General features: G+C 32.8%; 24 protein-coding genes and 1 pseudogene. 1 reads left to right on the top strand and 24 read right to left on the bottom strand.

Features of this window, described 5'->3' with window-relative positions; genetic code table 11:
* Positions 1 to 7 precede the first annotated feature (7 nt).
* Together DFR78_RS00365 and DFR78_RS00360 are read right to left on the bottom strand one after the other, a co-directional pair.
* Entirely contained in the window at positions 8 to 1,744 is a 1,737-nt protein-coding gene (locus DFR78_RS00365) for a DAK2 domain-containing protein (RefSeq protein ID WP_114456866.1), read from the bottom strand.
* Entirely contained in the window at positions 1,734 to 2,096 is a 363-nt protein-coding gene (locus DFR78_RS00360) for an Asp23/Gls24 family envelope stress response protein (protein ID WP_114456865.1), read from the bottom strand. Before DFR78_RS00360 ends, DFR78_RS00365 begins: the two co-directional genes overlap by 11 nt.
* Before the next feature lie 279 nt (positions 2,097 to 2,375).
* On the opposite strand from DFR78_RS00360, the gene rpmB reads away from it, so the two are divergent.
* Positions 2,376 to 2,606, top strand: a complete 231-nt coding sequence (gene rpmB, locus DFR78_RS00355) for a 50S ribosomal protein L28 (protein WP_114456864.1) — start codon at positions 2,376 to 2,378, stop codon at positions 2,604 to 2,606.
* Positions 2,607 to 2,645: 39 nt separating this feature from the next.
* Here rpmB and DFR78_RS00350 read toward each other — a convergent pair whose 3' ends face one another.
* The 22 genes and pseudogenes from DFR78_RS00350 to DFR78_RS00245 form a co-directional block, all read right to left on the bottom strand.
* Positions 2,646 to 3,305, bottom strand: a complete 660-nt coding sequence (locus DFR78_RS00350; RefSeq protein ID WP_114456863.1) for a thiamine diphosphokinase — start codon at positions 3,303 to 3,305, stop codon at positions 2,646 to 2,648.
* Positions 3,298 to 3,954, bottom strand: a complete 657-nt coding sequence (gene rpe / locus DFR78_RS00345; protein WP_114456862.1) for a ribulose-phosphate 3-epimerase — start codon at positions 3,952 to 3,954, stop codon at positions 3,298 to 3,300. Before rpe ends, DFR78_RS00350 begins: the two co-directional genes overlap by 8 nt.
* Positions 3,954 to 4,814: a ribosome small subunit-dependent GTPase A gene (rsgA, locus tag DFR78_RS00340; protein ID WP_114456861.1), complete on the bottom strand. Its 861-nt coding sequence runs from the start codon at positions 4,812 to 4,814 to the stop codon at positions 3,954 to 3,956. Before rsgA ends, rpe begins: the two co-directional genes overlap by 1 nt.
* A gap of 9 nt (positions 4,815 to 4,823) precedes the next feature.
* Complete coding sequence (gene pknB, locus DFR78_RS00335) at positions 4,824 to 6,803, bottom strand: Stk1 family PASTA domain-containing Ser/Thr kinase (protein ID WP_114456860.1); 1,980 nt, start codon at positions 6,801 to 6,803, stop codon at positions 4,824 to 4,826.
* A 33-nt stretch (positions 6,804 to 6,836) separates the two neighbouring features.
* Positions 6,837 to 7,550, bottom strand: a complete 714-nt coding sequence (locus DFR78_RS00330; protein WP_114456859.1) for a Stp1/IreP family PP2C-type Ser/Thr phosphatase — start codon at positions 7,548 to 7,550, stop codon at positions 6,837 to 6,839.
* An 11-nt stretch (positions 7,551 to 7,561) separates the two neighbouring features.
* The gene (rlmN, locus tag DFR78_RS00325; protein ID WP_114456858.1) at positions 7,562 to 8,605 is read right to left on the bottom strand and encodes a 23S rRNA (adenine(2503)-C(2))-methyltransferase RlmN; all 1,044 of its coding nucleotides are present in this window, start codon (positions 8,603 to 8,605) and stop codon (positions 7,562 to 7,564) included.
* Between the two features lie 12 nt (positions 8,606 to 8,617).
* On the bottom strand, positions 8,618 to 9,961 hold the full coding sequence (gene rsmB / locus DFR78_RS00320; protein ID WP_114456857.1) for a 16S rRNA (cytosine(967)-C(5))-methyltransferase RsmB: 1,344 nt from the start codon (positions 9,959 to 9,961) through the stop codon (positions 8,618 to 8,620).
* 8 nt (positions 9,962 to 9,969) lie between these two features.
* Positions 9,970 to 10,590, bottom strand: a complete 621-nt coding sequence (locus DFR78_RS00315; protein WP_114456856.1) for a DUF6391 domain-containing protein — start codon at positions 10,588 to 10,590, stop codon at positions 9,970 to 9,972.
* The gene (locus tag DFR78_RS00310) at positions 10,590 to 11,285 is read right to left on the bottom strand and encodes a zinc metallopeptidase (protein WP_114456855.1); all 696 of its coding nucleotides are present in this window, start codon (positions 11,283 to 11,285) and stop codon (positions 10,590 to 10,592) included. The genes DFR78_RS00315 and DFR78_RS00310 overlap by 1 nt, the downstream gene beginning before the upstream one ends.
* 34 nt (positions 11,286 to 11,319) lie before the next feature.
* Positions 11,320 to 12,270 carry a methionyl-tRNA formyltransferase gene (fmt, locus tag DFR78_RS00305; RefSeq protein ID WP_114456854.1) on the bottom strand — a complete coding sequence of 317 codons (951 nt, stop codon included), beginning with the start codon at positions 12,268 to 12,270 and terminating at the stop codon, positions 11,320 to 11,322.
* Between the two features lie 5 nt (positions 12,271 to 12,275).
* Positions 12,276 to 12,725, bottom strand: coding sequence for a peptide deformylase (gene def, locus DFR78_RS00300; RefSeq protein ID WP_114456853.1), 450 nt, complete (start codon positions 12,723 to 12,725; stop codon positions 12,276 to 12,278).
* 25 nt (positions 12,726 to 12,750) lie between these two features.
* On the bottom strand, positions 12,751 to 14,985 hold the full coding sequence (gene priA, locus DFR78_RS00295; protein ID WP_114456852.1) for a primosomal protein N': 2,235 nt from the start codon (positions 14,983 to 14,985) through the stop codon (positions 12,751 to 12,753).
* An 82-nt stretch (positions 14,986 to 15,067) separates the two neighbouring features.
* Positions 15,068 to 16,252 carry a methionine adenosyltransferase gene (gene metK, locus DFR78_RS00290; RefSeq protein ID WP_114456851.1) on the bottom strand — a complete coding sequence of 395 codons (1,185 nt, stop codon included), beginning with the start codon at positions 16,250 to 16,252 and terminating at the stop codon, positions 15,068 to 15,070.
* A 178-nt stretch (positions 16,253 to 16,430) separates the two neighbouring features.
* A complete protein-coding gene (gene lgt / locus DFR78_RS00285) occupies positions 16,431 to 17,189 on the bottom strand; it encodes a prolipoprotein diacylglyceryl transferase (RefSeq protein ID WP_233486920.1) in 759 nt (252 codons plus the stop codon).
* A gap of 90 nt (positions 17,190 to 17,279) precedes the next feature.
* Complete coding sequence (gene nikC / locus DFR78_RS00280; RefSeq protein ID WP_114456849.1) at positions 17,280 to 18,176, bottom strand: nickel transporter permease; 897 nt, start codon at positions 18,174 to 18,176, stop codon at positions 17,280 to 17,282.
* 14 nt (positions 18,177 to 18,190) lie between these two features.
* Complete coding sequence (locus tag DFR78_RS00275; protein WP_114456848.1) at positions 18,191 to 19,195, bottom strand: ABC transporter permease; 1,005 nt, start codon at positions 19,193 to 19,195, stop codon at positions 18,191 to 18,193.
* An 87-nt stretch (positions 19,196 to 19,282) separates the two neighbouring features.
* Entirely contained in the window at positions 19,283 to 20,854 is a 1,572-nt protein-coding gene (locus DFR78_RS00270) for an ABC transporter substrate-binding protein (protein WP_114456847.1), read from the bottom strand.
* A gap of 267 nt (positions 20,855 to 21,121) precedes the next feature.
* The gene (coaBC, locus tag DFR78_RS00265; RefSeq protein ID WP_114456846.1) at positions 21,122 to 22,318 is read right to left on the bottom strand and encodes a bifunctional phosphopantothenoylcysteine decarboxylase/phosphopantothenate--cysteine ligase CoaBC; all 1,197 of its coding nucleotides are present in this window, start codon (positions 22,316 to 22,318) and stop codon (positions 21,122 to 21,124) included.
* A gap of 15 nt (positions 22,319 to 22,333) precedes the next feature.
* Positions 22,334 to 22,549 carry a DNA-directed RNA polymerase subunit omega gene (gene rpoZ, locus DFR78_RS00260; protein ID WP_114456845.1) on the bottom strand — a complete coding sequence of 72 codons (216 nt, stop codon included), beginning with the start codon at positions 22,547 to 22,549 and terminating at the stop codon, positions 22,334 to 22,336.
* Complete coding sequence (gene gmk / locus DFR78_RS00255) at positions 22,539 to 23,120, bottom strand: guanylate kinase (RefSeq protein ID WP_199505519.1); 582 nt, start codon at positions 23,118 to 23,120, stop codon at positions 22,539 to 22,541. Before gmk ends, rpoZ begins: the two co-directional genes overlap by 11 nt.
* Before the next feature lie 19 nt (positions 23,121 to 23,139).
* Positions 23,140 to 23,388 carry an extracellular matrix/biofilm regulator RemA gene (gene remA, locus DFR78_RS00250; RefSeq protein WP_114456843.1) on the bottom strand — a complete coding sequence of 83 codons (249 nt, stop codon included), beginning with the start codon at positions 23,386 to 23,388 and terminating at the stop codon, positions 23,140 to 23,142.
* 305 nt (positions 23,389 to 23,693) lie between these two features.
* Positions 23,694 to 25,015, bottom strand: a pseudogene (locus DFR78_RS00245) (transposase).
* Between the last annotated feature and the right edge of the window lie 30 nt (positions 25,016 to 25,045).

Raw genomic sequence — 25,045 nt, 5'->3', positions numbered from 1 at the left:
ACACTCCTTATTCCATTGAAATTATATATGGGTAGAGAGGTTGCCCCCCTGAATATATTTCTATTTCATCAAAATCAAAGTTATCTGTAATTAATTTTTTAATATCTTCTGCATCCTGATTTTCTATATCCTGTCCATAATAAATGGTTATAAGTTCTTCATCTTCAATAGTTTTTTTTATTAATTCTAATATCACATCATTATAATTATTTCCACTGTTTATTATCTTACCATCAGAAATACCTATAATATCATTTTCATTAATTTTCATTCCATTAATTTTGGAATCCTTAACTGCTTTTGTGATTTCCAGAGTTTTTACATACTGTATTTCATTTTCCATCTTTTGTTTCAATTGATTGATATCTATATTGTCATCATCATAAACCATCAGTGCAGATACAGCCTGTGGAATTGTTCGTGTTTCTACTACCACAATATTTTTTTGACTTACCTCTGCTGCCTGATTAGCAGCAGAAATGATGTTTTTATTATTGGGTAGAATTATTATATTATCTGAATCAATCTGCTCCAAAGCCTGTATAAAATCGTTTGTAGATGGATTCATAGACTGCCCACCTTCAATAATATAATCAACACCAAGTTCTTTTAAAATATTTTTTATACCTTCTCCATTACCCACTGATATAATGCCATAATTTTTTTTCATCTTTAATTGTTCCTTCGGAACATTAGTATTTACAGATTCTTCAGCTAAAAAACCTTCATCATCTCTGACATGATCCGGATGGTTCGGAAGAGCAGCAGCTATTTTTTCCGCCTGCATTTTTTCATGCTGTTTTTCCATATTATCAATTTTTATATCAAATATACCACCCTGTTTTAGACCATATTCAAGTACAACACCAGGGTGGTTTGTATGGATATGAACTTTTATAATACCTTCACTGCCTACTACCATTATTGAGTCACCATAACTCTGAAGATCTCTGCGCATCTTTTCTATTCTTCTATTCAATTCACTTTCACTATCTCCATTTCCAATCAACATCTGTGTACAGTAAATAAATTTAATATCTTTCTTTTTTTTAGCTTTATCAGTTCTTTTACTTATTTTATTTTCTCCAGTAATTTTAATTTTTTTATCTTTTAATCCTTTTAAAAGACCTTCAAGCATAGTTAGATATCCCTGTCCTCCAGCATCCACCACTTCTGCTTCTTTTAATGTCTGCAGTAGATCTGGTGTTCTATTTAATGATTTACCTGCTTCTTTTATAATAACAGGTAAAAACCGCATAAAATCAGTGTATTTCTCAGAAGCGATCATAGCTGCCTCTGAAGTTTCTCTAGATACAGTTAATATAGTTCCCTCAACCGGTTTTAAAACACCGTGATATGCCACTTCAGAAGCCTTTTTTAACCCCTCTGCGAAATCACTAGTTCTTATTGTTTTTTTGTTTTTTAAAGATAAAGCAAAACCCCTTATTAACTGTGAAAGAATTACCCCCGAATTACCTCTAGCTCCCATAAGAGCACCTTTAGATAATGCAGAAGCTAACTCTCCCACATTACTGCTTTCCAGCTTCTCAATAGAGCTTACAGCTTCTTTAAAAGTTAAATACATATTTGTGCCTGTATCTCCATCAGGAACCGGGAAAACATTCAGTGAATCAATAAATGACTGCTGCTCTTTTAACCAATATAAAGAAGAGAACATAATTTGCTTAAATTTCACACCATCTATAATTTTAATTTCTTTTTGTATGCTCTCATTATGTGGCATCGCCAACCCTCACTCCCCTTACATTTACATCTATTGTATTAATTTCAATTCCTACTTTTTTTTCGAGGGTGTAACGAACTCTTTCAATAACATTATGTGCAACTTCGTGTATATTAGTACCGTATTCAACAATAATGTTGAGTTCTAAATGTACATCTTCATCCTCAATATTTACAGCAACACCTTTGCTTATATTGTCCCATCCAAGTAAATCTGCCAGTCCATCCTGTACTCCTCTAGATGACATTCCAACAAGCCCATAACATTCCATTACAGCAAGACCTGCTGTTTTTGCTATTACCTCTTCATCAATTATTATTTTACCAAGTTTATTTTCAATTTCTTTTTCCATAAGTTAACACCTCTTTTCATACATAATTATTCTACAATATTATAGTCACCGTTGCAACTTTTAGCCAAAATTCAAATATTCTGTTAGTTATTAATTACTTCAACATCCCATTTCACTTTCCTGCTCATACATTATAAAAGAAGTTTATAAATTATTTTAAATTAATCAAAAATAAATATAAGGAAATTCATTTCAGCACTAAAATTTGCCAACCAGCAGCAATGTATGTTAAAATAAAAGCTGACATAAATTTTTTATATTTTCAAGGAGGTGTTTTCTATGTCCAGAGTCTGTGAAATTTGTGGTAAGGGTGGTAATAAAGCCAATAGCATACAGAGACGTGGTAAAGCTAAGAAAAAAGGTGGTGTTGGTAAAAACATCACGAGTGTTTCCAAAAGAACTCAGCGCCCAAACCTAAAGAAGGTTAAAGCAATAGTTGACGGTTCACCAAAAAGAATTAAAGTATGTACTCAGTGCCTCAAGTCAGGTAAGGTGGAAAGAGCATACTAAATAATTGATATTTACAAAAAGGGAGTTGGCTTGGACTAGTTAACTTCCTTTTCTCAATATATAGATTAATATTCCTATACCAACTTCTACTTTCGCTTCTTTCTCAATAATTTCATTGCTTATCCCCCGGGTTCTGCTTCTAATAAAGCACTGATTTTCAACATTATATTTACAACCGGAAATATAAACTGCATCCACTGAATCAGTCTGAGGAATTAAAGATAACTCATCACCTGAATTATCTTTGAAAATTTTTTTATCTGTTATTATACCTATTTCAAGATTTTCTTCAATAATTCTGCCCTCTATATTAAAATCAGCTATATATTCTAAAAGATTAATATTTCCCAATTCCTGATCAATTCTGCCGCCAAGAGCAGCAAAAATTAAGATTTCTTTAATACCATTTTCTCGACAATAATCTACAGCCAGTTCACTATCTGTTTTATCTTTTTCAACAGGAAATTTAACTACTTTAACTCTGTCATTATCTCTAAAATTATTAAATACCTGTTCTGAAATAGAATCAAGATCTCCAATAATTACATCTGGAACTATACCGGCCTCATATAATATATCTGCTCCACCATCTACAGCAATAATCAATTTATTTTCACAGCTTTCAACAATTGTTAGAATTTTTTTCTGAGAAAAATTAAATATCCCATTTAAAAAAACAAATGCTTTTTGTTTATACATCTGCAGCTATTTCCCTCATTTCTTCTATTGCAGCAGCAGGATTTTCCTTACCAAAAATTGAAGATCCAGAAACTATAATATCCGCTCCTGCACAAATTATTTCAGATAAATTATCTGTATTAATTCCGCCATCAACTTCAATTTTGACATTATAATTATTTTCATCAATTATCTTTCTCAGTTTTTTAATTTTTTTAGTTATCTGTGGTATATAAGTCTGACCCCCAAAACCGGGATTTACAGACATGATTAAAACAAGATCCAGATCAGGTAAAATATACTCTATCTCATCCAAAGGTGTTGCTGGATTAAGAGAACATCCCGCTTTTATATTATAGTCTTTAATCATCTGTATAACTCTATGCACATGCTGAGTAGACTCTGCATGCACTGTTAAAATATCACTACCTGCTCTAACAAATTGATAAATATATTTTTCAGGATTAATTATCATAAGATGGGTATCAAAACTTAAGTTAGTATGTTTTTTAATATCAGCTATTAATTTTGGACCAAAAGTAATATTAGGAACATAAACACCATCCATTACATCAAGATGAAGATAGTCCGCTTTTTGCACTTTTTTTATTTCCTGCTGCAGGATGCTGAAATCTGCAGATAACAACGAAGGTGAAAATTGTGTTCTCATCAGTATTCATTCTCCTTCTCCCTTAATTCTTTATAAATTTGATAGTAACTTTCATATCTTCTTCTGGAAATTTCTCCTTCTTTTACTTTATCCTGTACAGTACAGTTTGGTTCATGTGTATGGGTACATCTATTGAATTTACAGCTTCTGCTGTATTGAGCTATTTCCGGAAAATACCAGAATAGGTCATCTGCTTCAATATTTAAATCTATATTTTCCATGGAAGAAAAACCAGGAGTATCAGCAATCCAACCACGTTCTGAAATAGGAAGCAGTTCTACCATACGAGTAGTATGAACACCTTTTTTCAGTTTTTTACTTACTCCTGCAGTAGGTAAATCTGCCTCTTCAATAACTTTATTTAAAAAAGAAGATTTTCCTACTCCAGATGGACCTGTTAAAACACTTATTTTATCATTAAAGATATCCATAAAACTATCAATATTAATATTTTTTTTAACACTTATAAAATATATTTTATAACCAGCTTTTTTGTAATCTTTAAACTCTTTTTTGTAGTCTAAATCAGTACAGTCAATCTTATTTATTACAATAATTGGCTCAAAACCTGAACTTTCAATAAGCAGCAGAAATCTATCTAAAAGTGATTGTTTAAATTTTGGATTATTTATTGACTGCATTATTAAAACCTGATCAACATTAGCTACTTTTGGTCTTATAAGAAGGTTTTTGCGGGCATATACTTTTTCCAGAGTTAATTTTTCTTCATTTATTTCAACAATATCTCCTGGATATATTTTTTCTCTGATTTTACCTCTAATTCTTGTCTGATATATTTTTTCCTTTTCATCAGCAACAAAGAAAAATCCTCCAATAGATTTAATTAATATACCTTTCATCTAAAAATATCAACCTCCTATTTTTTTAGTCCTTATCAGCCTATTGTCAAAATATATTTTAATTTCAGTTGGGCCGACACTTGTAATATTCCGCATTATACTTTCACCAGGTTGATGGACTGCATTATATACTACATCTTTACCACTATTATCCTTAACTACAATCTTTACTTCTGTTGCTTTTATATTATTAACATTAACTTTGATACTGCTGCTGTATATTTCTGCATTTTCTGGATTGAGGAGTCCTCTGCTGATAACTAAATCAACTGGTGTACCTTCTGGAAGCATATCACCAGGATTATAACTCTGAGATATTATCTGCCCATCAGAAAAACGGGTTGAATTCTCCAGCTTTATTTTCCCAACATTAAGCCCCAATTCCCTGAGCCTTTGAAAAGCTTTTGTTCGATCCATACCAGTTAAATCAGGCATGCTGACTGACATATCTCTTTCTCCTCTGCTGACAAATAGTGTTATAAGTTCATCACTTTTTATTTCTGCACCAGCTGCTGGAATTTGTTCTATAACTCTACCAGCTTTTATTGAGAGTCTAAATACATATTCTATTTCATATTTATTCAGTGATAAATTTTCTAATTCTACTAAAGCTTCTCTCAGTTCCATACCACTCAGATCAGGTAATTTTATTAATTCAGGTCCTTTGCTAATTGTTATATTAATTTTTCGAGTCTGTCTAACTCGTTCTCCTGGAGCTGGAAATTGTGAAATAATATGGTTTTCTGGAACTTCCTCACTAAAAACTTTTTCTTTGTTTTCCTCAAACTTTAATCCAACCTGCCCCAATTCTTTTTCAGCTTCTTCAAAACTCAATCCAACAATATCTGGAACTTCAACTACTGGTACATTTGTGTAAGAATTAAAGAAAAAATAACCTCCAAATACAGCTGCAGAGAAAAATAGAATTATCACTAATATCCAGACTGATGTTCTCTTTAAAAAAAATTTTTCATTTTTTCCTTCTTTATTTTTAAAAAGGCTTTTCTTAACATTATTTTTATCAACTTTTTTTATTCCAGAATCATCATTTGATTCATTATATTTTTTATCATTGTTTTTTCTAAAAAAAATATCTGTTTTTTTCAAAATTTTAGTTTCACCTGGATCGGATTTTTTATTAATGATATTTATATGGTTTTGACTGTTTTTTAAATTTTTAAGAGCCAAAGTTATCGCTTCTCTCATCTGAGAAGCACTCTGAAATCTATCAGATGGATTTTTTTCCATTGCTTTCATAATTAGATTATCCACATCCACAGGAATATCTTTGTTTATTTGAGCAGGCCTTACTGCTTCCTGCTGAAGATGTTTTAATGCAACGGAAATAGGACTTTCTCCATGAAATGGCAGCTCACCTGTAGTCATTTCATAGAGAACAATTCCAAGTGAATATAAATCAGAATATGCCTTTATATCTCCTCCTTTTGCCTGTTCAGGAGAAAAATAATGGGCACTTCCTACAATAGTATCTGTTACTTTCATTGTTGCTGAATTAACAGCTCTGGCAATACCAAAATCTGTTACTTTAACTTCCATATCATCAGTTAAAATAATGTTATGTGGTTTAATATCACAATGAATAATATTATTTTTATGAGCAGCATCTAAAGCTGACGCAATCTGTTTTCCTATTTCAAGTGCTTCTACTAAAGAAAGGTGCCCTCTTTCTTTTATTAAATCTTTTAAATTTTTACCTTTTATTATTTCCATAACTAAAAATATATAATCATCATCAATACCAATATCATATATACTTACAACATTTGGATGAGACAACCTGGCAACCGCTCGTGCTTCCTGCCTAAATTTTTCTTTAAAATCATTATCAGAATAATGTTCCGGACGTAGCATTTTTATAGCTACTTTTCTGTCAAGAAGGGTATCATGGGCAGAATAAACTATAGCCATACCGCCTTTTCCAATTTCTTCTATAATTTTATATCGTTCATTAATAATTTTCCCCTGCATAAATTCACCTCAATCATATATTAAAACAGGAATTTAAGAATTTAAAATTAAAATAAATGTAATATTATCACTGCCTCCATTTTTTAAAGCAGTATTTAATAAATTTTCTGCCAGCAGATCTAAATCTCTGTTAAATACATTAATTAAATCCTCTATTTCTTCTTCTCTTATAAGATCACTTAAACCATCAGTACATAAAAGAATAATATCCCCTGTAGAGATATCCTCTTTGCCAGCATCTATTTCCAGCTCTTTTTCCAGACCCAGCGCCTGAGTCAAAATATGTTTTTGCGGATGATTAAAAGCTTCTTTTTTTTCTAACTTTCCATTTCTTATCAAATCAGCTACTAAAGAATGTTCTTTATTAACCTGTTTTAGCTTTCCTTTACGAAAAATATAAATGCGGCTGTCACCTACATGAGCATAATAAAGCCTTCCTTCTCTGATAAGAGCTGCAGAATAGGTAGTACCCATACCAAGATATTCAGAGTTTCTCTGGCTTTCTTCAATAATTTGTTCATTTACATTATTTATCAGCTTTTTTAAATTCACCAGTATATTATTATTTTTTTTAGGTAAATTGAAATCGCTGCTTTTTTCGACAGCTATTTTACTTGCCACTTCACCAGCAGCATGGCCTCCCATTCCATCAGCTACCAGAAAAAAAGAGCTTTCTTTATCAACAAAATAATTATCTTCATTACTTTTTCTTACCTTCCCTTTGTGCGTAACAGCTTTAAACCGCATTTAATTTCCTCCTAACTGTGTTTTCTTTTGAGCTGGCCACAGGCAGCTTCTATCTCACTACCCATTTCTTTTCTAACAGTAACCTGCAGACCTCTATTGACGAGAATTTCATAAAATTTATCAAGCACTTTTTGGACAGGTTTTTTTATATTTAAAGCTGGAACAGGATTGGCAGGAATTAGATTAATATGGCAGTTAATTCCTCTCAACAAATCAGCAAGCTGAATAGCTAATTCTGGACTATCATTAACTCCATCCATTAAAACATATTCAAAAGTTACCCGTCTGCCTGTTTTTTCTATATAATAATTAACTGCTGACAAAAGCTGGGTTATGCTGTATTTTCTATTGACAGGCATTAATTTGTTTCTCAGTCTATCATTGGGTGCATGAAGAGAAACAGCCAGTCCAATTTGATTATTTTTTTCGGCCAGTTCTTTTATTTCAGGTACAAGCCCAGCAGTAGATATCGTCATTTTCCTCATACCAATATTTAATCCATCATTTTCATTAATAATCTCAGCTGATTTTAATACATTCTTTAGATTTGCCAGTGGTTCTCCCATCCCCATATAAACAATATTACTAATACGAGGACTTCCAAATGTTTCTTTACTTATATCCTGCTGTATTTTTAAAACCTGATCTATTATCTCTCCTGTATTGAGATCTCTCTGCAGACCATCTATTCCTGTGGCACAAAAAGAGCATCCAAGAGCACATCCAACCTGAGAAGAAATACATATACTGTGACGTCCTGATTCTTCAAAGGGAATATAAACACTCTCAATATTTTCTCCATCTTTTAACTTCCACAGATATTTAATTGTACCATCTGCAGCTTTCTTTTTTTCCAGTAGTTCAATATCTGTTATTTTAAAATCAGTCTGCAGATCTTTCCTCATTTTTTTTGGTATATTTGTCATTAGATCATAATCCGAAATACCGTTTCTATAAATCCAATTAAAAACTTGCTCACCTCTATAATTTGGATAGCCCAAATTATTAATAGATTCCATTAATTCATTTCTTGTTAAACTTTTTAAATCCTTCATAATAAAATTAATTCACTCTCCAATTTTTTTAATACGTGCATAAAAGAACCCTTCTGTATTATTTATACCTGGAATTAATTCCAGGTATTTTTCCTCTTTAGAATAAACAGAACCCAATCCTTTTATAGTTTCACTGATATCTTCTAAAATGAAATTATTATTTTCAGTCAATATTTTATTTATTATATTCTGATTTTCTTCGCGGTTGAGTGTACAGGTAGAATATAATAGTTTTCCCCCTACCCTCAATCTATTCAAATTATGACTCAATATACTATACTGTAGATCAGCAAGTTTATTTATGTCTTTTTCCGTTCGCTGCCATTTTATCTCTGGTTTGGAAGAAATCAGCCCCAGTCCACTGCAGGGAAGATCAGCCAGTATTCTATCATATTTTTTTTCATCGTTTAATTTTCTACTGTCAACATTTTCGGTTTCAACATTTTTTATTCCCAGCCTAACAATATTTTCTTGAACCATTTTTAATCTCTCTGAACTTATATCGACAGCTTTTATATAACCTGTATTATTCATTTTTTCTGCTATATGAGCTGTTTTCCCACCAGGCGCAGCTGCAAGATCCAGAATCTGCATCTCCAGATCAACATCAAGCAAAAATGCTGCTAAACCTGCTGCAATACCCTGTATATATGCACCACCTTTTTTAAAAATCTCTGTCTGTACAGGATTAATGCTGCTTTTTACTTTATAAAATCCGGGCAAAAAAATTCTTTCAAATTCAATCTTATCTTTGCACAACAGTTTAATAAAATCACTTTCAGAAAATTTCAGTGAATTATGTCTAAAATACATATTCGGTCGATCATTATTTGCACTTAATATTTTCTCTGTTATTGATATGCCGTACTGTGTAATCCATCTTTTAACAAGCCATTCTGGATGAGAATATTTTATAGATAAATATTTTACCTTATTTTTATTTTTATTAGGAAGTCTAACAGTATCTTTTTTTCTGATAACTTCTCTTAAAATACCATTTACAAATCCAGAAATTTTTTTACCTTTTTTCCCACAGGATTTTTTTACAGCTTCCACAGTTTCAAACACAGCGGCTCTTTCTGGAATTTTATCAAGAAAAAAGAGCTGATATATACCAATCCTCAGCCCCTGCAGAACTTCTTTATCAAGTTTAGAAATGTCAGTTTTAGAAAATTTATCAATAATATAATCCAGATAGATCCTTTTCCTCAATACACCATAAAAAATTTCTGTAAAAAGTCCTCTATCTCTCTTATCTGCTATAGTATGCAAGTGTTTAGCTAATATTTGATCTGAATAATATCCCAGATCTATTTTTATTAATGCTTCAATTAATTTTTCTCTTGCTGTTTTCATTTATTAATTCACCTATTTAAATATGGTATGGATTGTGTTTCAACAAATATTTTAGATGAGCTTCTTAATTGGGAATGTCCTGCCCACCTCACCCCTGTAATTTCTAAGTCTTTTACATCAGTATAAGTAGTTAAGTATTTTTGAAGATATACTCCAAGCCATGGGCCGGCAGCATTAGCAAAAATTAAAGCTATAATTATATTAAAAATACTAAACGTTTTTGTAATAAATAAAAGTATTAAAAATAAAAGAGATGATATTAGGTTGGCAGCTGTTATACTCGTACCACATCTTTTATGGATAGCCAGATCGGCTCTACCAGATTTTAAAGCATTAAGGCCTATTTTTGCAGCTTCTAACACCTGTTCTGGATAACGAGCGCCCATTATATAAAATCCATCTTCTTCTGCATAACCGGCCAAATTTCTGTACCCATACTGTTTTTCCAGAATATTAACTGCTGCATGTTCAATACTGTGATTTTTACGTAATTTTTTATTAGTCGCTATTTTATAAATCTGGCCCGGTATATATATAATATTTATTAATGAATCTAAAGTGAATTTAAATGGCAGTAAAATTAACAGAAACAAAAAGAATATAAAAAATGGAAGCAGAAAAAAAATCATTAATCATCCCCACCCATACCAAAAAGCACTAAAATCCTTAATAGATTTGTTAGAGCAACAAGTGTAGCTGCAACATAAGTAAAAGCTGCTGCTCTGAGAACTTTTTTAGCTCCCTGTATTTCTTTATCATTAAGATAATTTCCTGATTTTAAGATAGAAATTGCCCTGTTGCTAGCATTAAATTCCACCGGCAGAGTAACAAGGTGAAATAAAAAAGCTGCAAAAAACAAAACAAATCCTGTTAAAATTAAAAAATCCACTCTAATAAAAAATCCAAATATAGCCATAGGCAGCCCCATACTGGAACCAATATTAGCAGCTGGAACCAATTTAGCTCTTATATTTAAAGGTTTATATGATTTTGCATCCTGTATTGCATGACCTGCTTCATGTGCAGCTACACCTATAGAGGCAATAGAACTGCTGTTATATACATTTGAGGAAAGGTTTAGCACTTTATCTTTAGGATCATAATGATCACTTAACTTTCCTTTTATCTGATTTACAGACACTCTAGAAATACCACTTTCTTTCATTATTTTAGCAGCTACTTCTGAACCGGTTAGACCGGAATCGCTGTAAACATCACTGTATTTATTAAAAGTGCTTTTAACTTTATACTGAGCATAGGCTGAGAGCAGAAGTGCCGGTATTATCATCAATATAGTTGGATCATAAAAAAATGGAAAATACATATAAAATCACTCCTTTCTTATTTATCCTTCTTATTTATTTTTTGCCTAATTTTTGTACTATTTTTAAATCATGTCCACAGAGAAAATCTTCTGTCTGCATTTTTTTTCGGCCGGGCAGCTGAAGCTTTTTGATATTGATAAGTCCACTACCACACTGTACAATTAAGCCCTCAGACTGATCTGCAGTTACTATGGTTCCTGATTCATATTCCTCTGCTTCTTTTTCTTCATCAATTACTTCTACTTTCCATATTTTTAGCCTATCACCATCAAGATAGGTATATGCGCCCGGCCAGGGATTTACACCTCTAACCAGGTTAAATATCTCTGTTGCATCATCTTCCCAGTTTATTTCGCCAATATCTTTGTCTATCTTATGCACATATGTTGCTTTAGAATCATCCTGTTTTATTCGGGGGGCAGCACCACTTTTAATATCATTTAAAGTTTTAATAATCAGTTTGGCACCTTTAACAGCCAGTTTGTCGTGAACAGTGCCTACTGTATCTGTATTTTTTATTTCCATCTCCTGCTGATATATTATATCTCCATCGTCAAGTCCTTCTCCCATATACATTGTGGTATTACCTGTTTTTTTATCACCATTTATAACAGCCTGATGAATTGGGCTGGCTCCTCTATACTTTGGAAGTAAAGAAGCGTGAAGATTTATACAGCCATATTTAGGTATATTAAGAATGGTTTTGGATAATTTTTGTCCAAAAGCAACTACTACTATAAAATCTAATTTATAGGAATTTAACTTTCTAATAAAACTTTCATTATTTATATTTTCGGACTGAAGAACAGGTATATCAAATTTTTCGGCAGTTCTTTTAACCGGAGAAGGTGTTAATTGCTGTCCTCTCCCTTTTTTTCTGTCAGGCTGTGTAACAACAGCTCTAACATTAATTGTATCATTAAATATTAGTTCTTTCAGACTGGGAACAGCAAAAATAGGTGTCCCCATAAAGATAATATCCATCAAAATCACTCCATAATTTTTACAGTTTTATCAATAAATAGTATTCCTTCTAAATGATCAATTTCGTGTTGAATTGCTCTTGCCTCAAAATTTTCAGCTTCAAATGTTATTTCTTCACCTTCTCTATTTAATGCTTTTACTTTAATTTTTTCTGACCTGATAACCTCTCCTGTTTCATCTGGTACACTCAGACAGCCCTCTTCCATAATAGATTTGCCTGATTCTGAAATGATTTCTGGATTTATTAATTCTATTAAATTTTCGCCAATATCAACTACCGCTATTCTCTGCAGTATACCAACCTGTGGTGCTGCAAGTCCAACTCCATCTTCAGCATACATGGTATCTATCATATTATCAAGCAGTTCATTAGTTTTTTCAGTTATTTTTTCCACTTCTTTTGCTCTACTTCTAAGGACAGGATCTCCCAATTTTCTAATCTGCAAAATTGCCAATGACAAAACCTCCTTCTATAAATAATTATAACATTTTATATGGATCTACATCAATACGAATATTTACATCATCAAACACTTCACTTTTTTTATGAAATTTTTTTTCAATTAACCGCAGAAGATATTCTCTACTGCGAAAGGATCCAAATTTTAAAATGATCTGCCATCTAAATTTATTTCTTATTTTTTTTAAATAAGCTGGAGCCGCTCCAATCTTTTCATCATAACTGCCGTGTATATCAATAAATCTATCTAATTTTTCTGAAGTATGAATAACATTTTTCTCATTATCTCCCTGAATAATTATATTAACCAGCCTGCTGAAAGGTGGATAATTTCTCTTTTTTCTTATATTAATTTCTATATTATAAAAGTCACTGTAATTAAAATCAGCTGCCATTTTAATACTGTAATGATCAGGATTAAATGTCTGTATTACTAATTTTCTTTCATAATTTTGATCTATCAATAAAAGCTGTGTCAAAAGCTGAAAAGTTCTTTCGGCTGATCTGAATTCAGGAATATTCAAAATTGTATCTGCAGAAATTATACCTATTAAACCTACATTGGTATAATACTCACTTTTTACAGCCATTCTGGTCCCAACCAGTATATCAATTTCTTTATTTTTTAATTTTTTTAATATATTATTATATTTATCTTTATCATCAGAAACATCTGCGTCCAGCCTGGCTATCATTTTATCTGGAAATATCTCTCTTATTTCATCAGCAATTTTTTCTGTGCCCATTCCAGATACGCCAATAAATTCACTTCCACATTCCGAACATTTTTCTGGAATCTTGCTTTCTTTTCCACAGTAGTGGCAGATAAGCTTTTTTTCTTCTTTATGATAGGTTAAAGTTATATCACAATTATCACATTTTATAACATGACCACATTTTTTGCAAATTATATAATTTGCAAAACCTCTCCTGTTCATAAAAAGAAATACCTGTTTTTTTTCTGACAAAGTTTTTTTCATATTTTCAATCAGCACAGTGCTGAAATTGCTCAAATTCCCTTTTTCAGATTCCAATTTCATATCAACTATTTCAGCAGAAGGAATACTATTATTAATATATTCATCATCAGGCATAAGTTTTTGATATTTATTAACTGCAGCTAAATATTCTGTTTCAATCGAGGGGGTGGGAGAAGACAAAAAAAGTACAGAATTGTTATCCTGCACACGTCTTGCAGCAACCTGACGGGCATGATAGGTTGGAAATTCATTCTGTTTATAATTTTCATCATGTTCTTGGTCAATTATTATTAAGCTGAGATTTTTAACAGGAGCAAATACTGCAGAACGTGTTCCAACTGCAATAAATGCCTGTCCCGATCTAATTCTGCGCCATTCATCAAACTGCTCACCTGCAGAAAGCTGACTGTGGATTATGGCAATTTTTTCGTTAAAAATATTTTTTAGTTTTTTAACTATTTTAGATGCCATCATAATTTCTGGCACCAGTAAAATTCCACCTTTATTTTCCTCAACCAATTTTTCAATAAGTTTAAAGTATAATATATTTCTTTTTTCTTTCAACACTTCTTTATATAAAAAAGTTTGGTTTTCCTGCTGTATTGATTTTGAAATTTCATTAAATACTTCTGACTGCATTTTATCCAGTTTGAAATCATCTGATAAAAAATCACCTTTAAAAATTTCTGGTTTTCTCCATACTTCTATATTATAATACTCAAGCAGATCTTTTTCTAGTAAACTATATACAGTTTTCGGATATGTTTCAGCCGCCTGTGCCGCTTCTTTTACTGTTATTTTATTCTCCTCATTTTCAAAAAAATATTTTAAAATTAAATACTGTTTTGGAGCTCTTTTTTTAAGTTTTTTGATTTCTTCTGTTTTCTTTTTTGCTTTTGAAGTTAATCTTAAATATCTAACTGTCTTTTTCCTAACTCTTTTATCAAGGACACCCGGAGGCAGTGCTGCCTTAATAACCTGTATCAAATAACTATGGTAGTATTTTGCTGTCCACCTGTAGAGGTTCAGCATTTTTCTATCAAAAAATGATTCATCATATACTTTATTATCAATTTTTTTTAATTTTTTTGGATCTATCTCCACTTTTACATTTATATCTACCACAAAAGCAGAAATTTTTCGTTTACCAAAAGGTACTTTTACCAGGTGACCTATCTTAATTTCCCCTTCTAATTCCTCAGGCAGCAGATAATCAAAAGGTCGATCCAGATCTGCAATTGGAATATCAACTATTACTCTGACAGTACTATTCATTTAATTTCACCACTACTATTGTATTATTTTATATATAATTGAAAACCGAAGGCAGACCTCCACCTCCGGCAAAATGATGTATTTAATTTAATCCTGCTCTTCTGCGCAAATTTTCCACTCTATCAATTTTTTCCCATGGTAGATTTAGATCATCTCTTCCAAAATGACCATAAGCCGCTATCTGCCTATAAATAGGCCTTCTCAGATTCAAATTTTCTATTATTTTGGCCGGTCTTAAATCAAATTCTTCTTTCACAAATTTTTCTAGCTGATAATCATCTATAACACCTGTACCAAAAGTCTCTATCATTACAGAAAGAGGTTTTGCAACCCCAATTGCATATGAAATCTGTACTTCACATCTTCTGGCAAGCTCTGCTGCTACAATATTTTTAGCAATATATCGGGCTGCATAAGAAGCTGACCTGTCAACTTTGGTTGGGTCTTTTCCGGAAAAAGCTCCTCCACCATGTCGTGCTGAACCTCCATATGTATCTACAATAATTTTTCGGCCAGTAAGTCCTGTGTCACCATTAGGTCCTCCAATTACAAATCTTCCGGTTGGATTTACAAAAATTTCTGTGTTTTTATCTATAAATTTTTCAGGTATGATTTTATGTATAACACTTTCTGTTATATCGTTCTTTATCTGCTCCTGTTTCACTTTAGGATGGTGCTGTGAAGAAATAAGGACTTTATCTACCCTAACAGGTCTACCGTCTTCATATTCCACTGTTACCTGTGTTTTTCCATCAGGACGCAGATATTTTAAAGGGCCATTTTTCCTAACATATGCAAGCTGTCTGGCCAGTTTATGAGCAAGCATAATCGGCAGCGGCATCAATTCTTTGGTCTCATCAGAAGCATATCCAAACATCAAACCCTGATCTCCTGCTCCCAATTCAGAAGCTGAGCTGCCTTCTTTTTCTTCTAAAGCATGGTCAACTCCCAGAGCAATATCACTTGACTGCTCATCAATTGCTGTTAAAACAGCACAGGTTTCTGAATCAAAACCAAATTTTGCTCTTGTATAGCCAATTTCTTTAACTGTTTTTCGAGCAATTTCAGTAAGATCAACATAACATGAGGTTGAAATCTCACCAGAAATTAAAATTAGTCCTGTTGTAACAAAACTTTCACAGGCAACCCTAGCCTGTGGATCTTCAGCAATAATTGCATCTAATACAGCATCTGAAATTTGATCTGCAACCTTATCTGGATGCCCTTCAGTTACTGATTCAGATGTAAAAAGATACTTCCTTGTCATATTATCACCTTTCATATATATACCAATAATTTTCTAATTTTTCTTAATAAATATAGTGTAGCATATTAGCTAAAAACTGTCAATTAATTTGGCTGCTCGACAAGCCTTATTAAATACTTATATTTATAGATAAAATAAGATGATAATATAATGATTTTGAGCTACTTTAATAACTGTTTTAGCTATCTGATGAATTTTTAACTATTATAAATAAAGACAGCATTATTAAAAAAACACTTACTATCTGTGCAACCTGCAAATCAGCCAGCATGAGGCTGTCTGTTCTAAAATCTTCTATCACATACCTGGCAGCAGAATAAAACAACAGATAATATGCAAATGTATTACCATCTTTATCAGAAAAATTATAATAGATCATTAAATAGAAAAACAAAATTAAATTAAATAAAGATTCATATAAAAATGTAGGCTCTCTGTAAACCCCTCCTATATACATCTGTTTTTTTATAAAATCAGGAAAATGATTTATATACTCGACCCCAACAATTCTTCCATAAGATTCTCTATTAAAAAAATTCCCCCACCTACCAATACTTTGAGCAAATGCAAATGCTGGAGATATTATATCAAGCAGCTTTAAAAACGGAACATTTCTTTTCCTGCTCAAATAATAGAGTACAGCAACACCAGAAAAAGCAGCCCCATGAATTGCCAGCCCACCTCTCCAGATAGAAAATATTAATGACGGATTTTTAAAATAATAATTATAATTAAATAATACATAATATAATCTGGCACCTAATATTGATACTGGAATTCCATAAATAAGAAAATCTAAAAAAAACTCAATTTCAACAAATCTTTCTTTTTTTAGAAGTTTATTAATAATACACAGAGATATAAAAATAGAAGTTATTATTAAAACTCCATACCATCTTATTTCAATATTTCCTATTTGCAGTAATACCGGGTTCAAAACAGATGGCACCCCTCTCTTTATAAAGATTATATGATTAATCCTTAAAAAATCAAAATAAAGGACAGCATAACTGCTGTCCGATAATTATTATACATTTTTCATTTTAGGATCAAGTGCATCTCTCAAACCATCACCAAGTAAATTAAACCCTAATACACCAAAAATTATTGCCAATCCAGGAAATGTAGCTACCCATGGTGCTTTTTGAAGAGAACTTCTTGCATCACTTAACATAGCTCCCCACTCTGGAGAAGGTGGTTGAGCTCCAAGGCCAAGAAAACTTAATGCAGCTGCTTCCAGAATTGCTGTAGCAATACTCAAAGTGGTCTGTACAATTAAAGGAGCCATTGCATTTGGTAAGATATGCTTAAATAAAATCCTCATATCACCTGCACCAAGTGCTCTGGCAGCACTAATATATTCACTTTCTTTAATTGAAAGTACCGATGAGCGAATAATCCTCGCAAACCGTGGTATATTTATAATTCCAATAGCCAACATGGCATTTTTTAGTTGTGGTCCTAAAATAGCTACAATTGCTATAGCTAAAAGAATACTGGGAAAAGCAAGCATTATATCCATCAATCTCATTATTATCATATCTACTTTTCCACCATAAAAACCTGCAACAAGTCCAAACCCAACTCCAAAAATCAGGGCCAGAGATACAGAAATTAAACCAACCTGTAGTGAAATTCTGGATCCAAATATAATTCTGCTTAATATATCTCTTCCCATACCATCTGTTCCGAGCAGATGCTCTGATGATGGAGCTTTATATCTAGCCATTATATTTGTTTTTAAAGGATCATATGGTGCCAGTACAGGAGCAAAAACAGCGACAAGTAATAGTAGAAATATTACTGTCAGCCCCGCTACTCCAATTCTGCTTTTTATTAATCTTCTAAAAGCTTCCAGCCATGGATTGGTATTTTTTTGCATTATTTTTTTCTGCTTTATTTTTTTATTATTTTTTCCCGCCATTCTAATTTCCTCCTCTACTCGTACTGAATCCGCGGATCTACAGTTGCATACGACAGGTCAACTATAAGATTAACAAATACAAATACTCCAGCAAAAAACAAAATTCCTCCCTGTACTATTGGAAAATCTCTTGCATATATAGCGTCAACAAGATATTTCCCCAGACCCGGCCAGGAAAAAATAGTTTCTGTCATAACTGCTCCCCCTAAGAGAACACCAAACTGAAGTCCAACAACCGTTATTATTGGTACCAGTGCATTTTTCAAAGCATGTTTAAAAATCACTGCTTTTCTTTTTAATCCTTTTGCATAAGCAGTTCTTATAAAGTCCTGCCTCAAAACCTCAAGCATAGAGGAACGAGTCATTCTGGCGATAATGGCCATAGGAATAGTTCCCAGGGCAACTGCCGGTAAAAATAAATGATGAAGAACATCTATTAAGGCAGTAAAATTTCCATTTAAAATACTGTCAACAACATATAAATTTGTCACCGGATTTAAAACAGTCTCTACACTTATCCTGGAAGAAGGAGGGAACCAGCCAAGTTCAACAGCAAATAACCAGATAAACATAAGTCCAAGCCAAAAAATAGGCATCGAAACACCTATAAGTGCAACCATCATACTTAAATTATCAAACCAAGAATTCTGGTTTATAGCTGCAAAAATACCAGCAGGAACACCAACAAAAACAGAAAAAATCATAGCAAAAAATGAAAGCTCCAGTGTAGCTGGAAACCTTATTTTTAATTCAGATATAACCGGATTATTACTCATAATCGATCTTCCCAGATCACCATGCAATAGATCCTTAACATAGCGCCAGAACTGAATATATAATGGATCATTCAGTCCCATGCTTTCCCTCAGCCGTTCAAGTTGTGCATCAGTAGCCCTCTCACCGAGCATTGTCTGGGCTGGATCTCCAGGTATCAAATGTACAATCAAAAATACTATTACAGCAACACCAATTAAAATTGGGATTAAAGCCAGCAGTCTTTTTATTATATAATTGAGCATTGTTTTTTTAACACCTTCCTATTTAAAGATAATCTGCGGCTGAATTCAGCCGCAGATTAATAAAATGCTTATTAAAGTTAAATAATTTTATTTGTCCAGCCAAACTCTGTGCAGTTTTTCTGTTCCAGTTGGATTAGGAATAAAATTATTAATATTAGATTTTAAAGCAAGAGGTGGTGTTGAATGTACAAGAGGTACCCACGGGGCATCTCTGTGGATTATCTTCTGTGCTTTTCTGTAAAGTTCAATACGTTTTTCCCGGTCCATAGTCTTTTGTGCTTCAATTAAAACCTCATGCAGTTCTTCACTTTCATAAGCATTGTTGCTGTTAGTTTTGTCCAGTAAAACATATAAAAAGTTATCCGGATCACCATTATCGCCTGTCCATCCTAACATATAGGTAGGTGCTTCCTGATGCTCTGTTTTGTCAAGATAAGTACTCCAGTCATAAGTTACTAAATTAGCTTTAACATTTATTTCACTTAAATAACTCTGAATAGCCTGTCCAATAAACTTACCCTGAGGTATATATGGTCTCGGCACAGGTAAATACCATAAATCAAATTCAAAACCATCTTCATATCCAGCTTCATCAAGCAATTTTTTTGCTTTTTCTAAATTATATTCATATGGCTCAATATCGTCATTATACCCCCATATGGAAGGTGGCATAGGATTTTTGGCAGGTTCTCCAAGACCAGAATAAAATGCTCCAATTAAAGCCTCTTTATTAATAGCATGATTAAAAGCACGCCTTACCCTAACATCATCAAATGGTTCAAATTTAAAATTCATGGCAAGGTAACCAACATTCATACTAGGGCGAAGTGTAAGTTTCAATTCAGAAGAATCTTTAACTGCATCAACATCTTCCGGACTTAGGCCATCCATCATATCAATTGTACCTGCCTGAAGTTCCATAAAACGTGCTGCATTATCTGGAATTGATCGAAATACAATTTTATCAAGATAAGCCCTTTCTCTCCAGTAATTCTCATTTGCCTCAACAATAACTCTATCTCCCTGATTCCATTCTACAAACTTATATGCTCCTGTTCCTACTGGGTGTTTAAAATAATCTTCACCCCATTTTTTAACTGCTTCTGGACTTGAAATCCCAAAAGGAACCATAGCAAGGTTGTTTAAAAAAGGAGCCTGTTTTTCTGTGAGTATAAATTCCACAGTATATTCATCTATAACATTAACTTCATCTATAATCCCTGGAAAACCCTGGAACATATAGCCATAATAAGTAAATTCTCCACCTATATGATAGGGATGATCTTCCAAACGCCAGCGGTCAAAATTCCATTTTACTGCTTCTGCATTAAATGGATTTCCATCATGAAATTCCACATTTTCTCTAAGGTGAAAAGTCCATCTCAGTCCATCATCGGAAATATCCCAATCTGTAGCCAGTGCAGGTATAACTTCTGTTGTCCCGGGCTTATAATCAACAAGTGTGTCATAAATCTGCTGTGTTACTTTAAATGATTCTCCATCTGTAACCTGAATTGGATCAAGACCAACAGAATCACCACCACGACCAAATACTAAAGTTCCTCCCTTTTCTACAACTTGGGCCAGAACCGATACTGATAAACTGGCCATAAATACTATTAAAATAACAAAAAATACAAATATTCGTGTTTTTTTCATTCTAAACTTCTACCTCCTCGTTGTTAAAATTATCAAAAATTGCCAAACTGTCCTATTCTGTTTTTTTCACCCCCCAGAAAAGATAATTGAATTTATTTATTATTTAATTATATGCTATAAGGAAATAAAAGTCAATTTTAAAGATTAAATAAGAGTTTCCCCAAAACTATTTTTAAAGTTGCAAAAATGGGGAAAGTCAATTTTTAAAATTAAAAAAAGGCTTACTAACTGGTATAATTTCCTTGACATTAAAAAAATCTTATTAACTTATTTCCTTTCTGCACCAATAATATAATCAAATATTTCATCTGCAAGTTCTTCTTTATCCATAATTGGAAACTCGCTAACACGTTCTACACTTAATATAGTAACCTTATTATCTCTGCTGCCAAATCCTAACTTCTTGTTACTTATATTATTAGCAATTATATAATCCGCATTTTTCTTTTTTAGTTTTTTCCTAGCATTCTTCAACAGAGATTCAGTCTCAGCAGCAAATCCAATCAATATTTGATCTTTTCTTTTCTCTTTACCTAAATTAAATAATATATCATCTGTTCTTTCAAGCTTTAAATTAGAAGTCATTATAGAATCGGATTTTTTTATTTTCTTATTTTTTTTCTCTTTAGGTCTGTAATCAGCTACTGCTGCTGCCATAACAATTATATCCTGTTCAGAAAAATTCTGAAAAACAGCATTTTTCATTTCCTCTGCAGATTCTACATTGATTAAGTCTACCCCCAGAGGCTTTTCTAAAGACACCGGGCCAGATATAAGAGTAACCTCAGCTCCTCTAAAAGCCGCTGCTCTGGCAAGTGCATAACCCATTCTCCCGCTTGAATAATTGGAAATATATCTTACAGGATCAACTGCTTCTCTGGTTGGGCCGGCAGATATCATAACTTTTTTTCCTTTTAAATCTTTCTTGTTTAAAAACATTTTTACAGATTCAACTAAAATTTCAGGTTCTGGAAGTCTGCCCCGGCCCTCATAACCACAGGCTAAATAGCCCGATTCAGGGGTAATGATTTTATAATCCAACTCTTCTTCAAGAAATTTTAAATTTTTCTGTACAATTTTATTTTCATACATATGTACATTCATAGATGGGGCAATTAAAATAGGAGACTGTACAGCAAGTATAACAGTTGTGAGAAGATCATCTGCAATCCCACCAGCTGCTTTGCCAATAAAGTTAGCTGTAGCTGGCGCAATTAAACACAGATCTGCTTTGTCGGCCAGCTCTATATGCTTTACCCCCCCACTATTCCAGCTGCTGAACAAATCCTTTTCAGCTGGCAGATGTGTAATTGAATGAAAGGTTAATGGGCTAACAAATTCAGCTGCAGAATCAGTCATAATTGTGTAAACATTAAAACCTGATTTTGTCAGACTGCTGGCAACATTCAGCAGCTTATAAGCTGCTATTCCTCCCGTTACTCCCAAAATAATATTGGCTGACATTTTTTAATCTCCTTTTTATTTAATAGTATTTTTCGACTTTTTCCTATAAGAAATTTTATCTTTAGCAATTTCTTCTAAACTTTTGGATACAGGTTTATTGCTTTTATAATTAGAAAGCAGATCTCTGCCGCCCATATTTAAATGACGGGCCCTTTTTGCAGCAAGAATTACAACTGTATAAATACTATCCGCTTTATCCTGCAGCTGATCAACAGAAGGTTCAGTAATCATTTTTATCTCTCCTTTTTTTTTCTTCTTCAATAATATATTTTAAATCTTCAACAGCATCTTCTAGATTATCATTTAAGATTTCATAATCGTATTTATGTACTTCCTGCAGTTCTGATTTTGCATTTTTTAGTCTTAAAGTCTTTGCTTCACTATCTTCCGATCCTCTTTTATTCAATCTATTTTCTAACTCTTCTAAAGAGGGAGGAATTAAAAAAATATATACAGCATCAGGATACTTTTCTCGAACCTGAACAGCACCCTGTATATCTATTTCCAGAATAATATCTTCTCCCTTACTTATCTTTCTATCTACAAATTTTTTTGGAGTACCATAGCAATTTCCGTGAACTCTAGCACTTTCAATAAAATCACCATTTTTTTTCATCTTTTTAAATTCTTCTTCTGAAACAAAAAAATAATCTTCCCCGTCGATTTCCCCACTGCGTGGTTTGCGTGTAGTGACTGATACCGAATAGGAAACACCATTATAATCTTCCATTAATTTTTCTAAAACAGTTCCTTTACCAACACCTGAGGGACCCGAAAGCACAAATAATATACCATTCCCCATACTCATCATATTCTCGACCTTATTCTTTACTATCTTCTAATCTGTGAGAAACAGTTTCCGGCTGAATAGCAGATAAAATTACATGGTCACTATCAGTAATAATAACAGCTCTTGTTCTGCGCCCATATGTTGCATCAACCAGCATACCTCTTTCGCGTGCTTCCTGAATTATTCTCTTAATTGGAGCTGATTCTGGACTAACCACTGCGATAACTCTGTTTCCAGCAACAATATTGCCAAAACCTATATTGATTAAATTAACGTTCATTAAAAAACCTCCCAGATTCTTATTTATAATTGATTAGCTTTACCTCGCTTATATTTAATTATAATATCACAGCAATATAAATTTGACAAGGGTGATAAATAAAGAGTTTTTTGCTTTGTACAGTTTTTTCTTAAAAAAGAATAGAAAATCTGCAGTAAATATCTCCAATAATAATTAAAACTTTTCATCTCAGTCACATAAACATTTTTGGCAGTTCTTTTCCATTAATTTACTTCAAAAAGGGTATACTAACCCCTATAAAGCAGCTTAATCTTTTAAAATTAATTTATTCTGATATTTTTTTGTTATGCAGGCTGCAGCAGGCTTCTCATCTTATCTTTCTGTTTTTCTTTTATTCGTCCCACTGCCATTGACAGCATAACCATTAAAGAAAGAGAACATTTAAGTTCCATCTTATCTATGCCTCTTACTGTATGATTCTCAAATCCATAAGAAACATCCAGACGACTATTTACTCTTTCTACTGAAGTTCTGGCTTTATATATTCTGTCCCATTTATAGCTCTGACGGGCTACAGGAGTAAATACACGGGGATCTTCCTCCAGTGAAATTCTTGTACCATTGCCACCGGACATTTATCTTTTCCCCTGCATTCTAAGCCATAATGCTCGGCAGGACATCTCTCTTTTAAGGTGTTTCTGTCTTTTTCAAATCCTCCAAATGCCATTTCTCTTCTTTTTCCTGTTACAGGATCATGGCAGTACACATTACCACAATAGTCATATACTACATTTTCTTCGCCTTCAACCAGTTTAGTTTCCTCTCCATCTTTCCACATGTTACGAATATCAATAACCGGTTTGATTTTATATTCTTCCCATAATTTTGCTATTAATTTTCCATCATCATAACCCCTGTCTCCAAGAAAATAATTGCAGTCTTCCATTATCTCCGGATGTGTTTCATCAAGCTCATCTATTAGTTCATGAGCTGCCGGCTGCTCTGCATTTGAGGCCGGGGTTACTTTAAATGCTACCGGCAGTTCATATGCTGCATCCACTATCAGGTGGAGTTTGTAACCAAACCAGCTTTTTACCTTTTTGTATTTATTACCTTCTTCATCCTCATAGCAATACGTTTTACTGCCATAATCGGCATCTAAATCTCGTCTTCTATCATTTTTCAATTCTTCCTTTTTATCGTAATCATGAGAATTAGCAAAGCTATCTATTGCTTTACCATCTACAGCCAGTGTTTCTCCAAAGTCCGGAAGTAATTCTTTTAATTCTTCTATCAATTTATTAAAAATTCCTTCTATATATTCTTGATGTTCATCTTCCAGTAATTTATTAAAAAAACGACTATAAACCCAGGGCGGTGGTACCTTACAATTCTTAAATCCACACATACTCCTTAACTGTCCATTACGCGAAAGCTCACGCCTTAAACTTGCTGTTGTTTTATGTTCAAAGATTATACCTGCCAGTATCGAATTCCACATGGCTCTTATGGGATAATCATCTCTGCCTTTACCCCGTTCATTTTCCAGGTGCTGCATAAATTCTTCATCGGGTAAATATTCAAGAACAAGACGTAATCTTTCTAAATCTCCTAAAGATTCTATTTCACGGTAGTCAAACAGACTCATTTGTGGTATAATAGCCACAGGTGAAACCTCCTTGTTAAGTATTTTGGT

Origin of the sequence: Halanaerobium sp. MA284_MarDTE_T2 (assembly GCF_003337245.1) — a bacterium.
In the GTDB taxonomy this organism is placed as follows: Bacteria; Bacillota; Halanaerobiia; order Halanaerobiales; family Halanaerobiaceae; genus QPJE01.
Note: the sequence above shows the minus strand (reverse complement) of the source record. Positions and strands in the feature narration are given on the sequence as shown.

Excerpts from the sequence above, each read along its gene's own strand:
- DFR78_RS00365 (WP_114456866.1), bottom strand. The coding sequence starts at position 1,744 with ATGCCACATAATGAGAGCATACAAAAAGAAATTAAAATTATAGATGGT.
- DFR78_RS00360 (WP_114456865.1), bottom strand. The coding sequence starts at position 2,096 with ATGGAAAAAGAAATTGAAAATAAACTTGGTAAAATAATAATTGATGAA.
- rpmB (WP_114456864.1), top strand. The coding sequence starts at position 2,376 with ATGTCCAGAGTCTGTGAAATTTGTGGTAAGGGTGGTAATAAAGCCAAT.
- DFR78_RS00350 (WP_114456863.1), bottom strand. The coding sequence starts at position 3,305 with ATGTATAAACAAAAAGCATTTGTTTTTTTAAATGGGATATTTAATTTT.
- rpe (WP_114456862.1), bottom strand. The coding sequence starts at position 3,954 with ATGAGAACACAATTTTCACCTTCGTTGTTATCTGCAGATTTCAGCATC.
- rsgA (WP_114456861.1), bottom strand. The coding sequence starts at position 4,814 with ATGAAAGGTATATTAATTAAATCTATTGGAGGATTTTTCTTTGTTGCT.
- pknB (WP_114456860.1), bottom strand. The coding sequence starts at position 6,803 with ATGCAGGGGAAAATTATTAATGAACGATATAAAATTATAGAAGAAATT.
- DFR78_RS00330 (WP_114456859.1), bottom strand. The coding sequence starts at position 7,550 with ATGCGGTTTAAAGCTGTTACGCACAAAGGGAAGGTAAGAAAAAGTAAT.
- rlmN (WP_114456858.1), bottom strand. The coding sequence starts at position 8,605 with ATGAAGGATTTAAAAAGTTTAACAAGAAATGAATTAATGGAATCTATT.
- rsmB (WP_114456857.1), bottom strand. The coding sequence starts at position 9,961 with ATGAAAACAGCAAGAGAAAAATTAATTGAAGCATTAATAAAAATAGAT.
- DFR78_RS00315 (WP_114456856.1), bottom strand. The coding sequence starts at position 10,590 with ATGATTTTTTTTCTGCTTCCATTTTTTATATTCTTTTTGTTTCTGTTA.
- DFR78_RS00310 (WP_114456855.1), bottom strand. The coding sequence starts at position 11,285 with ATGTATTTTCCATTTTTTTATGATCCAACTATATTGATGATAATACCG.
- fmt (WP_114456854.1), bottom strand. The coding sequence starts at position 12,270 with ATGGATATTATCTTTATGGGGACACCTATTTTTGCTGTTCCCAGTCTG.
- priA (WP_114456852.1), bottom strand. The coding sequence starts at position 14,985 with ATGAATAGTACTGTCAGAGTAATAGTTGATATTCCAATTGCAGATCTG.
- metK (WP_114456851.1), bottom strand. The coding sequence starts at position 16,252 with ATGACAAGGAAGTATCTTTTTACATCTGAATCAGTAACTGAAGGGCAT.
- nikC (WP_114456849.1), bottom strand. The coding sequence starts at position 18,176 with ATGGCGGGAAAAAATAATAAAAAAATAAAGCAGAAAAAAATAATGCAA.
- DFR78_RS00275 (WP_114456848.1), bottom strand. The coding sequence starts at position 19,195 with ATGCTCAATTATATAATAAAAAGACTGCTGGCTTTAATCCCAATTTTA.
- DFR78_RS00270 (WP_114456847.1), bottom strand. The coding sequence starts at position 20,854 with ATGAAAAAAACACGAATATTTGTATTTTTTGTTATTTTAATAGTATTT.
- coaBC (WP_114456846.1), bottom strand. The coding sequence starts at position 22,318 with ATGTCAGCCAATATTATTTTGGGAGTAACGGGAGGAATAGCAGCTTAT.
- rpoZ (WP_114456845.1), bottom strand. The coding sequence starts at position 22,549 with ATGATTACTGAACCTTCTGTTGATCAGCTGCAGGATAAAGCGGATAGT.
- gmk (WP_199505519.1), bottom strand. The coding sequence starts at position 23,120 with ATGGGGAATGGTATATTATTTGTGCTTTCGGGTCCCTCAGGTGTTGGT.
- remA (WP_114456843.1), bottom strand. The coding sequence starts at position 23,388 with ATGAACGTTAATTTAATCAATATAGGTTTTGGCAATATTGTTGCTGGA.